This is a genomic window from Sphingomonas sediminicola, assembly GCF_014489515.1.
Taxonomy (GTDB): Bacteria; Pseudomonadota; Alphaproteobacteria; order Sphingomonadales; family Sphingomonadaceae; genus Sphingomicrobium; species Sphingomicrobium sediminicola.
On sequence record NZ_CP060782.1, the window covers coordinates 1,347,944 to 1,363,167 of the forward strand.

The 15,224-nt window shown below is 63.0% G+C and carries 17 protein-coding genes and 1 pseudogene; 9 read left to right on the forward strand and 9 right to left on the reverse strand.

Annotation, left to right across the window (positions count from 1 at the left end):
• Nucleotides 1-36: 36 nt before the first annotated feature.
• The 5 genes from H9L14_RS07220 to dapA are packed head-to-tail and all read right to left on the reverse strand — an operon-like array spanning nt 37 to nt 6,433.
• A complete protein-coding gene (locus H9L14_RS07220; RefSeq protein ID WP_187709775.1) occupies nt 37-2,409 on the reverse strand; it encodes a response regulator in 2,373 nt (790 codons plus the stop codon).
• Entirely contained in the window at nt 2,409-4,475 is a 2,067-nt protein-coding gene (locus tag H9L14_RS07225) for a M13 family metallopeptidase (protein WP_187709776.1), read from the reverse strand. Before H9L14_RS07225 ends, H9L14_RS07220 begins: the two co-directional genes overlap by 1 nt.
• Nucleotides 4,476-4,485: 10 nt before the next feature.
• On the reverse strand, nt 4,486-5,070 hold the full coding sequence (locus tag H9L14_RS07230; RefSeq protein WP_246444552.1) for a DUF2062 domain-containing protein: 585 nt from the start codon (nt 5,068-5,070) through the stop codon (nt 4,486-4,488).
• Nucleotides 5,063-5,545, reverse strand: a complete 483-nt coding sequence (gene smpB, locus H9L14_RS07235) for an SsrA-binding protein SmpB (protein ID WP_187709777.1) — start codon at nt 5,543-5,545, stop codon at nt 5,063-5,065. Before smpB ends, H9L14_RS07230 begins: the two co-directional genes overlap by 8 nt.
• A 12-nt stretch (nt 5,546-5,557) precedes the next feature.
• On the reverse strand, nt 5,558-6,433 hold the full coding sequence (gene dapA / locus H9L14_RS07240; protein WP_187709778.1) for a 4-hydroxy-tetrahydrodipicolinate synthase: 876 nt from the start codon (nt 6,431-6,433) through the stop codon (nt 5,558-5,560).
• Between the two features lie 80 nt (nt 6,434-6,513).
• Between dapA and H9L14_RS07245 the strand changes: the two genes are divergently transcribed.
• Both H9L14_RS07245 and greB read left to right on the forward strand, forming a co-directional pair.
• Complete coding sequence (locus H9L14_RS07245) at nt 6,514-8,484, forward strand: lytic transglycosylase domain-containing protein (RefSeq protein WP_187709779.1); 1,971 nt, start codon at nt 6,514-6,516, stop codon at nt 8,482-8,484.
• A 9-nt stretch (nt 8,485-8,493) separates the two neighbouring features.
• Nucleotides 8,494-8,979: a transcription elongation factor GreB gene (gene greB / locus H9L14_RS07250; protein WP_187709780.1), complete on the forward strand. Its 486-nt coding sequence runs from the start codon at nt 8,494-8,496 to the stop codon at nt 8,977-8,979.
• Here the strand turns inward: greB and surE are convergent.
• Nucleotides 8,967-9,743, reverse strand: coding sequence for a 5'/3'-nucleotidase SurE (surE, locus tag H9L14_RS07255; RefSeq protein WP_187709781.1), 777 nt, complete (start codon nt 9,741-9,743; stop codon nt 8,967-8,969). The genes greB and surE overlap by 13 nt on opposite strands.
• Nucleotides 9,744-10,032: 289 nt before the next feature.
• On the opposite strand from surE, the gene dksA reads away from it, so the two are divergent.
• Nucleotides 10,033-10,497, forward strand: coding sequence for an RNA polymerase-binding protein DksA (dksA, locus tag H9L14_RS07260; protein ID WP_187709782.1), 465 nt, complete (start codon nt 10,033-10,035; stop codon nt 10,495-10,497).
• A 24-nt stretch (nt 10,498-10,521) separates the two neighbouring features.
• On the opposite strand, the gene H9L14_RS07265 is transcribed toward dksA, so the two are convergent.
• Nucleotides 10,522-10,683, reverse strand: coding sequence for a YdcH family protein (locus H9L14_RS07265; protein WP_187709783.1), 162 nt, complete (start codon nt 10,681-10,683; stop codon nt 10,522-10,524).
• A 164-nt stretch (nt 10,684-10,847) separates the two neighbouring features.
• Here H9L14_RS07265 and H9L14_RS07270 point away from each other — a divergent pair, with 164 nt between their 5' ends.
• From H9L14_RS07270 to H9L14_RS07285, 4 genes are all read left to right on the forward strand, one after another.
• On the forward strand, nt 10,848-11,042 hold the full coding sequence (locus H9L14_RS07270; RefSeq protein WP_222949954.1) for a YdcH family protein: 195 nt from the start codon (nt 10,848-10,850) through the stop codon (nt 11,040-11,042).
• Nucleotides 11,043-11,114: 72 nt separating this feature from the next.
• Nucleotides 11,115-11,624 (forward strand): DUF1465 family protein, encoded by a 510-nt coding sequence (locus tag H9L14_RS07275; RefSeq protein WP_246444554.1) that lies wholly within the window; start codon nt 11,115-11,117, stop codon nt 11,622-11,624.
• A gap of 21 nt (nt 11,625-11,645) precedes the next feature.
• Nucleotides 11,646-12,791 carry an iron-containing alcohol dehydrogenase gene (locus H9L14_RS07280; protein ID WP_187709785.1) on the forward strand — a complete coding sequence of 382 codons (1,146 nt, stop codon included), beginning with the start codon at nt 11,646-11,648 and terminating at the stop codon, nt 12,789-12,791.
• Nucleotides 12,788-13,219 carry an acyl-CoA thioesterase gene (locus H9L14_RS07285; protein WP_246444556.1) on the forward strand — a complete coding sequence of 144 codons (432 nt, stop codon included), beginning with the start codon at nt 12,788-12,790 and terminating at the stop codon, nt 13,217-13,219. Before H9L14_RS07280 ends, H9L14_RS07285 begins: the two co-directional genes overlap by 4 nt.
• On the opposite strand, the gene H9L14_RS07290 is transcribed toward H9L14_RS07285, so the two are convergent.
• Both H9L14_RS07290 and H9L14_RS07295 read right to left on the reverse strand, forming a co-directional pair.
• Nucleotides 13,212-14,168, reverse strand: a complete 957-nt coding sequence (locus tag H9L14_RS07290) for an NAD(P)H-dependent flavin oxidoreductase (protein WP_222949973.1) — start codon at nt 14,166-14,168, stop codon at nt 13,212-13,214. The genes H9L14_RS07285 and H9L14_RS07290 overlap by 8 nt on opposite strands.
• Before the next feature lie 70 nt (nt 14,169-14,238).
• A complete protein-coding gene (locus H9L14_RS07295; RefSeq protein WP_187709787.1) occupies nt 14,239-14,772 on the reverse strand; it encodes a CAP domain-containing protein in 534 nt (177 codons plus the stop codon).
• 142 nt (nt 14,773-14,914) lie between these two features.
• Here H9L14_RS07295 and H9L14_RS17385 point away from each other — a divergent pair.
• Nucleotides 14,915-15,043: pseudogene (locus tag H9L14_RS17385) on the forward strand (hypothetical protein); the annotation flags it as partial.
• A gap of 46 nt (nt 15,044-15,089) precedes the next feature.
• Nucleotides 15,090-15,221 (forward strand): hypothetical protein, encoded by a 132-nt coding sequence (locus H9L14_RS17390; RefSeq protein ID WP_425506905.1) that lies wholly within the window; start codon nt 15,090-15,092, stop codon nt 15,219-15,221.
• Nucleotides 15,222-15,224 lie beyond the last annotated feature (3 nt).

Genomic DNA, 15,224 nt, shown 5'->3' on the forward strand with positions numbered 1-15,224 from the left:
GGATACTGTGGGCCTTCGCTTCAGCATAGCCCTAATTCATTGAACAGGCGTAAGGGCCTTTCGGGCCGCCTCGGCCAGTTCCTGGACTGAGAAGGGTTTGGGCAAGAAGGCGACCTTGTCGATATCGATCGATTTGCGAAGCTGTTCCTCGGCGTAGCCGGACATGAACAGCACCGGTAGGTCGGGGCGGGATTTCCGCGCTTCGCGCACCATCGTCGGCCCGTCCATTTCCGGCATGACCACGTCGCTGATCAGCAGCGCGAACTCATCGCCGCGATCGAGAATCTCGAGAGCTTCCTGGCCATTGTTGGCGGTGACGACCGAATAGCCGTGCCGGGTGAGCGCCCTCTCGGCGACCGTCCGGACCATCGGCTCGTCCTCGACCAGCAGGACCGTGCCCGTGCCCCAAAGCTCGTTGTCGCCGCCCTTGGTCTCGCGTCGCGCCTTCGCCGGCTCCTCCGCCTGATGGACCGGGAGATAGATGATGAAGCGCGTTCCCTCGTCCACTTTCGAGTCCGCGAAAATGAAGCCGCCTGACTGCTTCACGATACCGTACACGGTAGACAAGCCGAGGCCGGTCCCCTTTCCGACCTCCTTGGTCGTAAAGAACGGCTCGAACACCTTACCGAGGACGTTCGCCGGAATCCCACAGCCAGTGTCGCTCACCGACAGCGCCGTATAATCGGCGATCGGAAGGATCTCCGATCCGAGCTCGGCGACCTGGTCGGCGCGCACCGCATAAGTCTGGATGGTTACGGTCCCGCCCCCCTTTGACGCCATGGCGTCACGCGCGTTCACCGCAAGATTGATGATGACCTGCTCGAGCTGGCCCGGATCGGCGCGGATCGAGCCGAGATTGCGGCCGTGTTTCACGACCAGGACGACTGTCTCGCCGAGAAGGCGCTTCAGAAGGTGCGAAACCTCGGAGACAACGTCCGGAAGCTGCAACACCTGCGGACGGAGGGTCTGCTGGCGAGAGAAGGCAAGCAGCTGGCGGGTCAGGCCGGCGGCGCGGTTCGAGTTCGACTTGATCTGCTGGATGTCGTCGTAGTCGCTGTCACCCGGCGTGTGCCGCATCAGCATCAGGTCGCAATGGCCGATGATGGCAGTCAGGATGTTGTTGAAGTCGTGCGCCACGCCGCCCGCGAGCTGACCGACTGCCTGCATCTTGGTCGCCTGGGCGATCTGTCGCTTGAGCTTCGCTTCCTCGCTATTGTCCTTGAGCAGGAGCAAGACCGCTGCATCGCCCAGCCCGCGCAATCCTGCAATTGTCAGCGCGACCGGTTCCTTCGGATCACGGGTAAGGCGGACGGCGATGTCGCCGGACATTGCCGGGCCTCGCGCGTTGCGGCGAACCGCGTCCGCGACCGCAGCCTTGTCCTCCTTCGCGACAAGGTCGCCGGGATAGACTGCCTTGCCCTTCATGCCAGCCGCGGTCCGGAAGGCCTGGTTCATTGTGAGGAAGCGGCCGTCACGATCGACCAGAGCGAGCCCGATCGGCATCATGTCGAGCAGGGCCTGAAGATTCGATGAGCTGCTCGAGGTTTCCGATCCATCGAACAGCAGGAAGGTCCCCGTCCCGGTCGGGTTTGCCGGATTCACGGGCACATGTACCGCGCGCAGCTCGCTACCGGCCTCGCCCTCGGCCGACAGGTGGAACATCCCATCCTCGGCGACATGTACGAGCTCCGAAAAGCGAGGACATTCGTCGGCGTGCCCGGCAGGTATTGCCCGGTCTGCAAACAGCTTGTTCGCGGCGAGGACTCGCCCTTCTCCGTCGACGAGAGCCGCAAGGACTCCTGCCCTCGTCAGGCGCTCGCCGGTGACTCCCGAAATTCCCTGAATGGCAAGTGCCATGGGATCCGCAGAGGGTGGATTTGGATAGCGCCAAAGGAGCATGTCATTGCGAAGTCCGGCGCGCTGCACCTCCACGGCGGCCGTCCCGGCCAGCGTGGCCACACCCGCAGCGCAGCCAGCACCATCGCGCCACGCCATCGACACCGCGGCAATGATTGACTGAGTCGACTCCTCATCAGCTGGCAATTTCAGCGGAGGAACGGCCTCGAAGCGCATCCGATAGGCTTCGTTCGCTGCCAGCAAGGCGCCGTCTTGCGACGTGATCGCGGCGGGCTCATCGCAAAGCGCGAGAGCGGCTCCAACGAGGCTGTAATCCGGGCCTTGAGCCAAAGTTTCTGAAGTTTCGACCTTGGCCGGCCGACGCAGCGCGAGAGCGCCGGCAATCGCGCCTGCTGCGGCGAGACCCGCGAGAACTAGCGCTGGAACGGGACCGACTAGAAACCACAGAGCCGCAAGGCTGAGCGCTGCGGCTCCGACGATACCCGGGAGCAGCCACCGACTGCCGCCGTCCAGTGGACGGGAAGCAATCGGCGGAAGCTCCTGGTGCAGCATTACCAGATACGTACGCGGTCAGCCGGTGCGAGGTAAAGCTTCTGTCCCTGCTGGACGTTGAACGCCGGGTACCAGGGGTCGAGGTTCCGGACGACGTTCGTGCGAACCGGACAAGGCGAGTGCGGATCGGTCAGCAGCTGCTGGCGGAGCGCCGGCTCGCGTTGCTTGCACCGCCACACCTGCGCCCAGCCGAGGTAGAAGCGTTGATCGCCGGTGGTGCCGTCGATGACCGGCGGCTCCTTTCCGCCAAGCGAAGCAAGGTAAGCGTCGTGAGCGACAGTCAGGCCGGCCAGGTCCGCGACGTTTTCGCCCATGGTCAGCTTGCCGTTGACGTGCAGTCCGGGCAGCGGCTCGTAGGCGTTGACCTGCTGTTCGTACTTGTCGAGGCGCGACTTGAAGGCCTTGCTGTCGCTGGGGGTCCACCAGTCGATCAGCTTTCCGGTGCTGTCATACTTCGCACCCTGATCGTCGAAATGGTGGCTGAGCTCGTGCCCGATCACTGCGCCGATACCGCCGTAGTTGACCGCCGGATCGGCGTTCGGGTCGAAGAACGGCGGCTGCAGGATGGCTGCGGGGAACACGATCTCGACCAGCCCGGAATTGGCGTAGGCGTTGATCGTCATCGGCGTCATGCCCCACTCCCAGCGCCGGATGGGGCCGCCGAGCTTGCCGATCTCGTAGGCATTCTCGAACTGCTTCGAGCGCATTGCGTTTCCGAGCAGATCGTTGGCGTCGATTGAGAGGCCACCCATGTCGCGCCACTGGCTCGCGTAGCCGATCTTCGGGGTGAACGCGGCGAGCTTTTGATGAGCCTTCGCCTTCGTTTCGGGGCTCATCCACTCGAGCGCGTCTATGCGCCGGCCCATCGCCGAGATGATGTTCTTCACCATCTTGTCGGCTGCAGCCTTTGTCTCGGGCGGGAAGTATTTCGCGACGTAGAGCTGGCTGACATCGTCGCCGAGCGCTGCGGTCGTGAAGTTCACGGCGCGCTTCCACCGCGGCTCCTGCTCCGGAATGCCCGACAAGGCGGTACCGGCAAAGCTGAAGCGCTCGTCATCGAACTTCTTCGGCAGGTACGGTGCGTAGCTGTCGATCGAGCGGACCAGGAGCTGGTCCTTGAGGACCGAAAGCGGCGCCTTGGCGATCGCCGCGGCTTCGCCGGTAAAGGCGCTCGGCTGAGCCACGAGCACTTCCGCGATCTTCGGCGAAATCGCGCCGAAGAATCCGGAGAAGTCGAAACCGGGAGCCCGCCTCTTGAGCTGCGCGATCGTGAACTTGTTGTACGTCTTGTCCGCGTCGCGGCTGTCGGCGCGCGTCCAGTGCGCTTTCGCGATCTTCGTCTCAAGGTCGAGGATCGCCTTGGCACGAGCCGCCGCATTGGCCTCACCCGCTAGGGTCAGCACATTGGTGAGGTGCGTCAGATACTTGGCGCGCGTGTCGACGAGCTTGGGATCGGTCGACAGGTAATAATCCCGATCGGGCATACCGAGGCCGCCCTGAAGGAGGTTCAGAATGTAATTTTCCGGCGCCTTGTCATCCTGCCCGACGAACATCCGGAAGGGGCCTGAAATGCCGATCTGGTCGGCCTTGGCATAAAGCCCACTGAGGCTGCTCTTGCCCTTGATCGCGCGGATCTCGTTCAGCCATGGCTCCAGGGGAGCAAGGCCTTTCGCCTCGATAGCCCCTTCGTTCATGAAGCTGTTGTAGGCCGCACCGATCTTGCTGTTCGGGTCCTTCGCCTGTTCTTCGATGATCCCGCGAGTTCGCGTCTTCGAAAGATCATCGAGCACGTTGAACATGCCGTAGCGAGCCTTATCGGACGGGATTTGCGTCGTCTGATCCCAGGTTCCGCTCGCGTAGCCGAAGAAGTCGTCACCAGCCTTGACGCTCGTGTTCATGCCCGCGGCATCGAAACCGTAGCTTCCATACTCAGGCTTCGGCACCGCAGGCGCTTCGGCTGCCGGCGGACCGGGCTCTTCAACTGGGGGCGGTGGGACATCGGCGGGACGGGTTACGCAGCCAGCGAGCGCCGTGCTCGCGGCGAGAACAACAATCAGACGATACATTTAACTTCCTTCAGGAGATCTCCGAAGCCGACACACCCTCCCGGTCGGCATAGCGGCGCTGTATCCATTTGCGCCCGATCCACCATCGCCATCCGACGAGCGACATCCAATATCCTGCGAACGCGAAAATCGCGGCTATCACGGCAAGGCCGGTCACCATCGCCGGAGCGGCATCGGACAGCAGCCAGGCAAGCCACCGCCATACGCTCGCATGGGTGTTGGAAAGCACCTGCAGCGTCGTAAGGTCCGCGTGGAACCCCATGCGGTTGCCGACGTCCACCGCAGCAATCAGGAAAAACGGGGTCGTCGCCGGGTTGGAGAGGAATGTCATCGCCGCGGCGATCGCGACATTACCCCTTAGCGCCATACAAACCAGCGCAGCGCCGACGATCTGGAGACCCGGCACCATCAGGAAGATGCCAACGAACAGGCCGATTGCCACTCCGCGTGGCACCGACCGGCGAGTGAAGCGCCACAGGTCCGATCCCCGGATGCGGTGACCGAACGGCTTCAGCCAGCGACTGTTCTGGACTTCCTCGCGGGAAGGCGCGTGCTTCGCCATGAAGCCGCGGATGGCGCTCGCAAAATCAGCCACGCGACCTCATTAGCCGCGCCTGCTCGCGCTTCCAGTCGCGCTCCTTCACAGTGTCGCGCTTGTCGTGCACCTTCTTACCCCGGGCGAGGGCCAACTCGACTTTCGCCCTGCCTTTCGAATTGAAATATATGGATAGCGGCACAAGGGTTAACCCTTGGCGAGTGACCGCGCCGTGCAATTTCGCGATCTCGCGCCCTTTAAGCAACAGCTTCCTCTTTCGCCGAGGCTCGTGGTTGAGGCGGTTTCCGTGGCTGTATTCGGGAATATGGCTGTTGATCAGCCAGATCTCGTCGCCATCGACCGTGGCGTAACTCTCCGCAATCGACCCTTCGCCCTGGCGAAGTGCCTTCACTTCAGTCCCGGTGAGGGCGATACCAGCCTCGAACCGGTCGTCGACGAAATAGTCGAAGCGCGCGCGGCGATTCTCGGCGACGACCTTCGTCTTGTCGAACGGGGATGGCAGAGGCTTGGACACGAAAATTCCGATTTAAAGCAGGCCGGCGTGCTCCAACGCCTTGTCGACCGCGCGCTTCGACGCATCCGACGGCTCGGTCAAGGGCAAGCGCAGGTCGGCCGGATAACCGGGCCGCACGCGGGTCAATGCATATTTGGTCGGCCCGGGCGACGCATCGGAAAACAAAGCGGCATGAAGCGGATAGAGTCGGTCCTGTAGCTCCAGCGCATCGTCCCAGCGGCCCTCGCGCGTCGCGGCCTGGAAATCCGAACACAGCTTGGGTGCGACGTTCGCGGTCACGGAAATGCAGCCGACTCCACCCATGGCATTGAAGCCCAATGCCATGTCGTCGTTGCCGGAAAGCTGAATGAAATCCTCGCCGCATGCGAGCCGTTGGGCGGTCACGCGGGCGAGATTGCCAGTCGCATCCTTGATGGCAACGATGCGCGGATGCTTCGCGGCTTCAGCCAAGGCTTCGACTGAAATGTCGGCAACCGTGCGGGACGGCACATTGTAGACCACGATCGGCAGCGGCGAAGCCTCGGCAACTGCCGTGAAATGGGCCACGAGGCCGGCCTGGCTCGGCTTATTGTAATAAGGAACGACAACGAGCGCGGCGTCGGCGCCCACGTCCGCCGCCGCGCGGACCATGTCGATCGCGGCCTGCGTCGAGTAGCTTCCGCATCCGGCGATGACTGGCACCCGGCCGTTCGAGACCCGCACGGTCGTCGCGATGACCTCGCGATGCTCCTCATGGCTGAGGGTCGCGCTTTCGCCCGTCGTCCCGCACGGAACCAGCGCGTTCGACCCTTCCGTAATCTGCCAATCAACGAACTCTCGAAGTGAGTCTTCATCGACACACTTGCCGGAAAAAGGTGTCACCAGTGCAGGTATCGACCCGTAAAACATGAACTTTTCGCCTTCACGACATGTTCGCCGAGGTGGATACTCAGCCGCGTTCAGCGACTGATAAGGAGGGCAGTCGGATAATGTCCAGCATGAGAGGTGTCGCTCTAATACTCTTGCTCGTCACGTCGACGGCTGCGTCCACGCAGACGACGTACCCAGCCTATTCAGCGCCGAGGCCGGCCTATGCGTCTCCAACCGCGGGCTACAGTGTCGGTTACGCACTGAACGACTGGCGTCGCCTGCGACAGAACAGCGGATTCACCTTCGGGGATTATGCCCGTTTTCTGAATGCCAATCCCGGCTGGCCCGAGGAATCCAAGCTCCGCCGCTGGGCCGAAGCGGCAATGCGCCCGGGCGAAAATGCCGGTGTGGTCCTGGCCTTCTTCTCGAATGAGCAGCCCAAGACCGGCAACGGCTACGCCCGCCTTGCCGACGCACTGAGCGCGACAGGACGGAATGCCGAGGCCCTCGCCGCCGTCCGGGCGGCCTGGGCTTCTTCCGATCTCAGCACGACCGACGAACAGAGCATTTTCGCCCGCTATGGCCAAAGCCTGACATGGCAGGATCATGATCGGCGGACGGATTCACTCCTGTTCGCGAAGGACGCGACTGATGCCGAGCGCTTCCTCCCGCTGACCTCCGCTGCGCGCCGCGGCGCATTCACCGCCCGCGTCGCGATGCAGAAGAGATGGCCGGATGCAGAGACCCGCTATCAGGCAGTCATGGGGCAGGTGGTCACGGATGCAGGCCTGATGATGGACCGCGCGCGCTACCTGCGCGACGCCAACTGGGAGCATTCCGCTCGTCAGCTTTTCGCCCGCGACCACAATTTCACCTACCGGCCCGCCGACCCGGACCGCTTCATGGACATGCAGATCCTGCTGGCCGACAGCGCTGCCCAGAACGGCTACTGGAGTATCGCCTACAATATCGCGCGCCAAACCGACGACGTCCTGACCCCTGGCGTCAATGTCAGCGACCAGGATCTTGGAATTCGAGACAAATATACGTCGCTTATGTGGCTTGGCGGGACCGCAGCGTGGAGCGGGCTCAACCGCCCGAACGACGCGATGATCATGTTCGACCGCTACTCGCGCGGCGGCAGGTCGCTGCAGGTGCTTTCGAAGGGCCTCTACTGGGCCGGCAAGGCCGCCATGTCCGCGCGTCGCGCGACCGAGGGAACCGCTTACTTCCAGCGAGCCGCTGCCTATCCTGAACTCTTCTACGGCCAGCTCGCGCTCGAACAGCTGGGGCGTTCGGTTCCGGCTCCTGGGCCGCTTCCGACGTTCGCGGTCAACCCTCAGCAGCGGGCCGAGTTTGGAACGAGACGCCTTGTGCAGGCTGTGCAAATCCTTGGTCAGCAGGGTCAGCGGGAAGAACAGACCCTGTTCGTTCGAGCCCTTGCCGAATCGCTCAACAATGATGCCGAGCGCGTCCTTGCGACCCAGCTTGGCCAGCAAATCGGTCGCGAGGATTTGGGAGTTTGGGTCGCTCGAATGGCCCGCATCAAGGGCAACGCGTTCTACGTCGAGTCCGCCTACCCGCGTCTGCAGGCATCGGTTAGCGGCGCACGCATGTGGTCGCTCGCGCATGGCATCACCCGACAGGAGAGCTCGTTCGATCGCGCCGCCGTCAGCCATGCCGGCGCACGGGGGATGATGCAGCTGATGCCCGGGACTGCTCGGGAGCAGGCTGGCAAGATGGGCATTGGCTATGATGGTTACCGGCTGACGACCGATCCCTCATACAACGTCATGCTTGGCACTGCCTACTTCCAGCGCATGCTCAATATCTGGGACGGAAACGTTCCTTTGGCGGTCGCCAGCTACAACGCCGGCTCGGGCAACGTCGGAAAATGGGTCAACCGCTACGGAGATCCCCGCGGCCAGAAGGACGTTCTACATTGGATCGAGCAGATCCCGTTCAGCGAGACCAAGGCGTACGTGCAGCGGGTCATCGAAAACAGCGTCGTCTACGATCGCATGAACCCCGGCAGCACGGCCGGCACCATCCACGTTTCCAACTATCTGGGAAAGAGCCGTCCGGGCTAAGGTCTCCGAATGAGTCAGGGACAACCGCGGTTCATCACCGCCGCCGGCTTCGCGAAGCTCCGATCCGAATATGAGGAGCTATTCGGCACCGAGCGGCCGAAGATCGTCGAGACCATCGCCTGGGCCGCCGCCAATGGCGACCGGTCGGAGAACGGCGATTATATCTACGGCCGGAAGAAGCTTCGCGAGATCGACCGGCGGCTCGGTTATCTCGCCAAGGTCATGAAGGCCGCGAAAGTCGTAGACCCCGCTGCGCAGGAGTCGCGCGACCAAATCCGCTTTGGGGCAACCGTGGAACTCGCGGACGAAGACGATGCCCGTCGCACCCTGACCATCGTTGGCGACGACGAGGCGGACGCGTCAGTTGGACGAATAGGCTGGAGCGCGCCCATTGCCCGGGCGCTCGTCGGCGCGCGGGTGGGCGACGAACGGATCGTCGGGTTGCCCGCCGGCGAGAAAAGCTACGAAGTAATCGGTATCCGCTACCCGACCTGATCGACAAAGCGATCACGGAGCTGCGCCAGCGAAGCGTCGTGGGTCAGATCAAGATGGAGCGGCGTCACCGAGACATACCCGTCCGCGATGACCTCCAGGTCCGTGGAGTGACCTGGCGTTTCGACCACAGGCCCAAGACCGAACCAGAAATAGGTGTAGCCGCGCGGGTCCTGACGCTCGATGAGCCTCAACCGACCGTAATCTCGAATCCCCTGCCTGCAGACTCGCACGCCCTTCACCTGCTCGGGCGGAAGTGCAGGGAAATTGACGTTGATGAGACTGCCCGGCGCCATCTTCAATCCAATCAGCGGCTCCAGTGCCCGCTCCGCCCAGGCTTCGGCGGCCGCGAACGGAACCGTGTCGCCCATGCCCTCGCGCGAATAGCTTTGGCTGAGCGCGATCGAGCGGACGCCCGCAAGCGCTCCTTCCATCGCCGCCGAAACGGTTCCTGAGTAGGTCACATCTTCAGCGAGGTTTGCGCCGCGGTTGATCCCCGAGAGGATGAGGTCCGGCGGCGAGTCCTTCATGATGTGGGCAAGCGCCATCATCACGGCGTCCGTGGGCGTTCCCGTCACCGAAAAACGGCGATTGTCGTGGCGCCGCACCCTGACCGGCTGCGTGAGCGTTAGGGAATGACCCGCGCCGGATTGCTCCTCGGTCGGGGCCACGACCCAGATGTCGTCCGAGAATCGCTGGGCAATCGTTTCGAGGAGGTCGAGTCCCCGGGCATTGATGCCATCATCATTTGTAAGGAGGATCCGCATGGCCGTGCCTATGCGGGACAGTTCAGGAGCCCGCAATGGCGCCTAATGCGCTAAATCGGCAACAGAATTGCCATTTATTCACTGTCCGTTTGACAGTTCTTGTTAAGGCGCAGGCGCTTATCTATAGCCCCGTTGGGGGTTAACCGACTGAGTCCGGGTAGCTAAGTCCCGGGAAAGTCGACCTAATCCGCTTCCGGCTGCTCCGGATGTTCGGCCGCAGCCAGTGGCGGCGCGTACGGGGGTGCCACGAGGTCGGGGGATCTCGCTGGTCCGAGCTGGGAGGGGTTCAATGGCTACTGCACTCGTCGACCTTTACGGTGGGCAACCTATACCGTTCGATCGCATCGTCCTGGCCGAAGGATATCGTCCTTCGGAAGACGAAGAATTCATGTCCGATCTGCATCGGGCCTACTTCCTCCGGAAGCTCAAGGGCTGGAAGGAAGACATCCTCGAGGAAGCGCGCCAGACCATGGCCCAGCTTCAGGTCGACTCGCTCCGCGAACCCGACATTGCCGATCGCGCTTCGAGTGAAACCGATTGGGGCATCGAGCTCCGCACCCGCGACCGTCAGCGCAAGCTGATCGCCAAGATCGATTGCGCGATCCGCCGCCTTTACGAAGGCGAATATGGCTATTGCGAAGTGACTGGCGATCCGATTTCGCTGGCTCGCTTGGAAGCCAGGCCGATCGCAACAATGACCCTGGAGGCGCAGGAGCGCCACGAGCGAATCGAGAAAGTGTCGCGGGACGACTGATTGCCGTCCCGCGGATGGCCGGTCCTAGTGGAAGTGACCGGCGAGTTCGTCCTTTAGCCTGAGCTTTTCTTTCTTGAGCTCATGAAGCTTGATCATGTCGGGGAGCGGGCGGTGCTCTTCCTCATCGATTTGCGCGGCGAGGGAAGCGTGCTGAGATGTGAGCTCCTCGACATGGGCCTTGTCCATCGGTGCCATTCCTTTCCTTCAATGCGTCTGAATAGCGTCGAGAGTAAAACACTTTTCTGACGGTTTGTCTCGTACCCAAAAGGTCCGTCCGCCCGACTGGAGTCGCGGCTCATCGCGGCCTAAGAGCAACGATGCGAAGGTGCTACGCGGAAGACACGAAGCGAATGGACGACGCAATCCGGGAGCAGCTCGATGCCATGAAGGCAGAGCATCGGCGGCTGGATGAGCAGATCAGCGCCCTTTCCGCGAACCCATTGTCCGACCAGCTGGAAATAGCCCGCCTGAAGCGCCGGAAGCTGATGCTGAAGGACCAGATCCAGCTGATTTTCGATCGAAATACGCCTGACATTATCGCCTGAGACTTGTCCCGTTACGGGATTTTTCAGGCCGTCATCGCATCCGGCACCTCTTTTCGGGCGTTTTCAGCAGCCATGAAGAATGGCACTGATTGCGAGATGGACGATTCGAGCATTGCGCAGTCTGAAGCGCGGATCACATCGCGGCTGATCGACAGCCTCTACACCGAGGCGATGCTGCTAGCCGATGAGGCGCGGTCTTACTTCGACGATGCCGGACGCGACGACCGCAACACGCTCGAGCCCTTCATTCGCGTTGGCTTTGCCTGCGAGTCGCTGAAGGTCACGACCCGGATCATGCACATCGTCGCTTGGCTCCTGACGCAGCGCGCGATCGAGACCGGAGAGCTTCCCGGCAAGGAAGGCCGGCGGCCCGAACGCCGCCTTGGCCATGCCGCCGACAGCGACCCGGAGCTCGTGGCGAAGCTTCCAGCGTCCGCGCAGCGCCTGATCGAGGCGAGCAGCGAACTGTACGCGCGCATCCAGCGCATCGACGAGGGCGTCGTGGCCGAGGAGCCGGCTGCCAGCCCTGCCCGCGCACTGATGGGCAGGCTCGAACGCGGCCTCGGTGGGAATCTCGCCTAAGCAACGCTAGTCTGCGCCGGAATGCGCAGCTTCACTTTCCATCCCGGACCCCGCCTGATCGCAGGCGAAGGCAAGTCGGACAGCATCGCCGATTTACTGCCCGAGGGGCCGGTCTTGTTCGTCACGGACGAACAGCTCGTCGGTCTTGGCCTGACCGACTCGTGCCTGGAAGCGCTCGACGCCTCAGGACGTCCGTCCATTGTGTTCGATGCGGTTGAAGCCGACCCGTCGCGAACCACTCTCGAAGCGGCCGTCAAGGCCGGACGTTCGGCTGGCGTGAAGTCGGTTGTCGGCTTCGGTGGTGGAAGCCCCATGGATGTGGCCAAGCTCGCCGCCTACCTGCTTGGTTCGGGCGACGATCTCGACGCAATCTGGGGAGTCGACGTCGCCAAAGGGCAGCGGCTTCCGCTCGTCCTTGTCCCGACAACAGCGGGCACCGGATCCGAAGCGACGCCTATCTCGGTCATCACTTGCAAAGGCGGGGTGAAGCTGGCGGTCAATGCTCGACCCTTGACGGCTGACTGGGCGGTCCTCGATCCGATCCTCACGATCGGCCTGCCGCGCAGCGTGACGGCGGCAACGGGTATCGACGCCATTGTGCACGCTGTGGAGGCATACACTTCAGCGCGTTTCAAGAACCCGGTTTCCGACGCGCTGGCGCGAGAGGCGCTGCGCCTGCTTTCGAGCAATCTGCTGACGGCCTGCACGAACCCGCAGGATCTCGAAGCGCGAGAAGCCATGCTGCTCGGCGCCCATCTCGCGGGGCTCGCCTTCTCGAACGCTCCGGTCGCCGGAGTGCATGCCCTCGCCTACCCGCTAGGCGGCCTTCATCACTTGCCCCACGGCGTGACAAACGCGCTGATGCTGCGACACGTGCTCCAGCACAATGCCGAGGCCGCGCGCGAGCATTATGCGGAGCTGGCGCTCATCGTCGTTCCAGAATGCGAACGCGAAGGAAGCCAGGCGCGCACCGCAATGCTGATCGATCGGCTCGACCAGCTCGTGAGCGAAAGCGGGATTGCGACGCGACTGCGCGACTACGGCATCGACATTGCCGAAGCTCCGACGCTTGCCCGCGAGGCGATGAAGCAGACGCGCTTGCTGGTGAACAATCCCTGCAAGATCACTGAAGCGGATGCGCAACGGCTCTATGAGGCAGCCTGGTGAGCCGAAAGCCGCCGGCCGGAAGGGCCGACTTCAAAGCGTGGCGCAAGATGACGACCCGCTGGGCGGACAATGATGCGTACGGCCACGTCAACAACACCGTCTATTATGAGTGGTTCGACAGCGCTGTGAATGCCTGGATGGTCGAGCAGGGCCTGCTCGACATCGCCAAGGGAGATCCCATCGCCCTGGTCGTCGAGACCCGCTGTACCTACGCGGCGCCGCTAGAATTTCCGCAGACGGTTGAAATCGGCCTGGCGGTCGCCGAACTCGGCCGATCCAGTATCCGCTATCGAATCGGCATCTTTGCTGAAGGCAGCGACGGCGCTGCTGCGGAGGGTGAATTCGTCCATGTGGTGGTGGACCGTGCCTCGCGTCGCCCGGTCGAAATACCTTCCCACTGGCGTCCGAAGCTCGAGGCGATCAGCTAGCGCAGAGTCTGGCTTTCGCCGCCTGATATTCCGCGGACATTCGCGCGACCAGCTCGCCTGCGGGAAGAACAGCGTTGACCGCCCCTACCCCTTGCCCGGAGCCCCAGATGTCGCGCCAGGCCTTGGCGCCGGTGGCCGACTGGAAGTTCATTGCGTCGGCGCCCGGAGCCGGCAGGTTGTCGGGGTCCAGCCCCGCCGCGACGATCGACGAGCGCAGGTAGTTGCCATGGATACCGGTGAAGAGGTTCGAATAGACGATATCGGCCGCGCCGCTTTTGACGATCGCCTGCTTGTACTCGTCGCTGGCTCGCGCCTCCGGCGTCGCAATGAAGGCGGAACCGACGTACGCGAGATCGGCGCCCATCGCCTGGGCCGCGAGCACAGCCTCGCCGGATGCTATCGCCCCTGACAGAGCTAGCGGTCCGTCGAACCAGCGGCGGATTTCGTGGACGAGCGCAAACGGAGACCAGCGGCCGGCATGCCCGCCGGCACCAGCCGCTACCGCGATCAGGCCATCGGCGCCCTTTTCGATCGCCTTCCGCGCGAAACGGTCGTCGATGATGTCGTGAAGGGTGATGCCGCCCCATCCGTGGACGGCGTGGTTCAATTCTTCCCGCGCTCCCAAGGAGGTTATGACGATCGGCACCTTCCACTCCGCACAGACCTGCATGTCGTGCTCGAAGCGGTCATTCGACCGGTGAACGATCTGGTTGACCGCAAAGGGCGCCGAGGGCGCGTCTGGATTATCGCGGTCATGCTCCGCAAGCGCTTCTGTGATTTCGTGCAACCACTCGTCGAGCTGAGACGCCGGGCGCGCATTCAGCGACGGGAAGCTGCCGACAACCCCAGCCTTGCACTGGGCAATGACCAGCTTCGGATTGGAGACGATGAAAAGCGGCGCGCCAATCACCGGCAACCGAAGGCGTTGAAGAATCGGCGGAAGCATCAGGCCGGTCGCACCATCATCGTCACGGCTTAGCCGCAGCCGTAACGATTGCGCCACTGCTAATTGTCTGAGGTCAGGCCGCCCGCCGGCCGTCGATATTTCCCGGCGGCGAGTAACGGCAGATCAGATAGTCCCAGTTGTCACTCGGATAGATTGCGCACCCGACATGAGTCGTGCCGCTCCAGACGACCTGGGTGTAATGGGCGACGTCCGCCCAATTCCCCGTCCTGCTGACATCAGGAAATGGCATGCCCGAACGGTAATAGGCTTTCTCCGCAATCCAGTTTCCGACCATCTGCTCTGGAGAATAGGCGCCGCGGGTTCCCATCCAGAGGTTTTCGCGTTGGCCGAGCCGGTCTGCGCGCGCCGAATGCCGAAGACCGCCGAGCCGAGCAAGGGTCGGCCCGTACGACGCCGCGGCGGCCGCCAATGCCGGGTCCCAACGGAGTGGCGGAATACCCAGGCGAGCGCGCTCACGATTATGCGCGGCCAGCAGCTTCGCCGCGGTCACTCCTGAACCGTAAGAAAAGTTCGCCGATTGCGCTGGAACCGGGGCCAGCCCGCACAAAAGCAGCGCTCCGCAAGCCATCAGAACTTTGCGCATCATTGCACCCCGCCCAAGCCTCAAATCTACGGCGAACTTGGCGAATGTCCGCACCCTTGGACACGGCTTGTCGCCCGTTGGACTCGCTCTGGCGATAATTTTGGCTCGACGGACCGATTAAGGTCAGTGTTGCGATAGTTTGGCGGTGGAGCTTTCCTTGCCGCAGGCTCCACCCGCGATCGCGGACGCAACGATCGGGCGCGGGGTCATCCTCAACACGGCCTGCTCGATCGACCACGATTGCGTCATCGGCGACGGCGTCCACATCGGGCCAGGCGTACGGCTCTGCGGAAACGTGAGGGTCGGCACCTCGCAGCCTGATCGGAGTCGGCTCCGCCTTTCGGCCAGGGGTCACCATCGGATCAGATGTCGTTGTCGGAGCCGGAAGCACCGTCGTTGCAGAAATTCCGGACGGAAGCGTCGTGGCTGGCTGCCCGGCCCCCCGTTTGTAGATG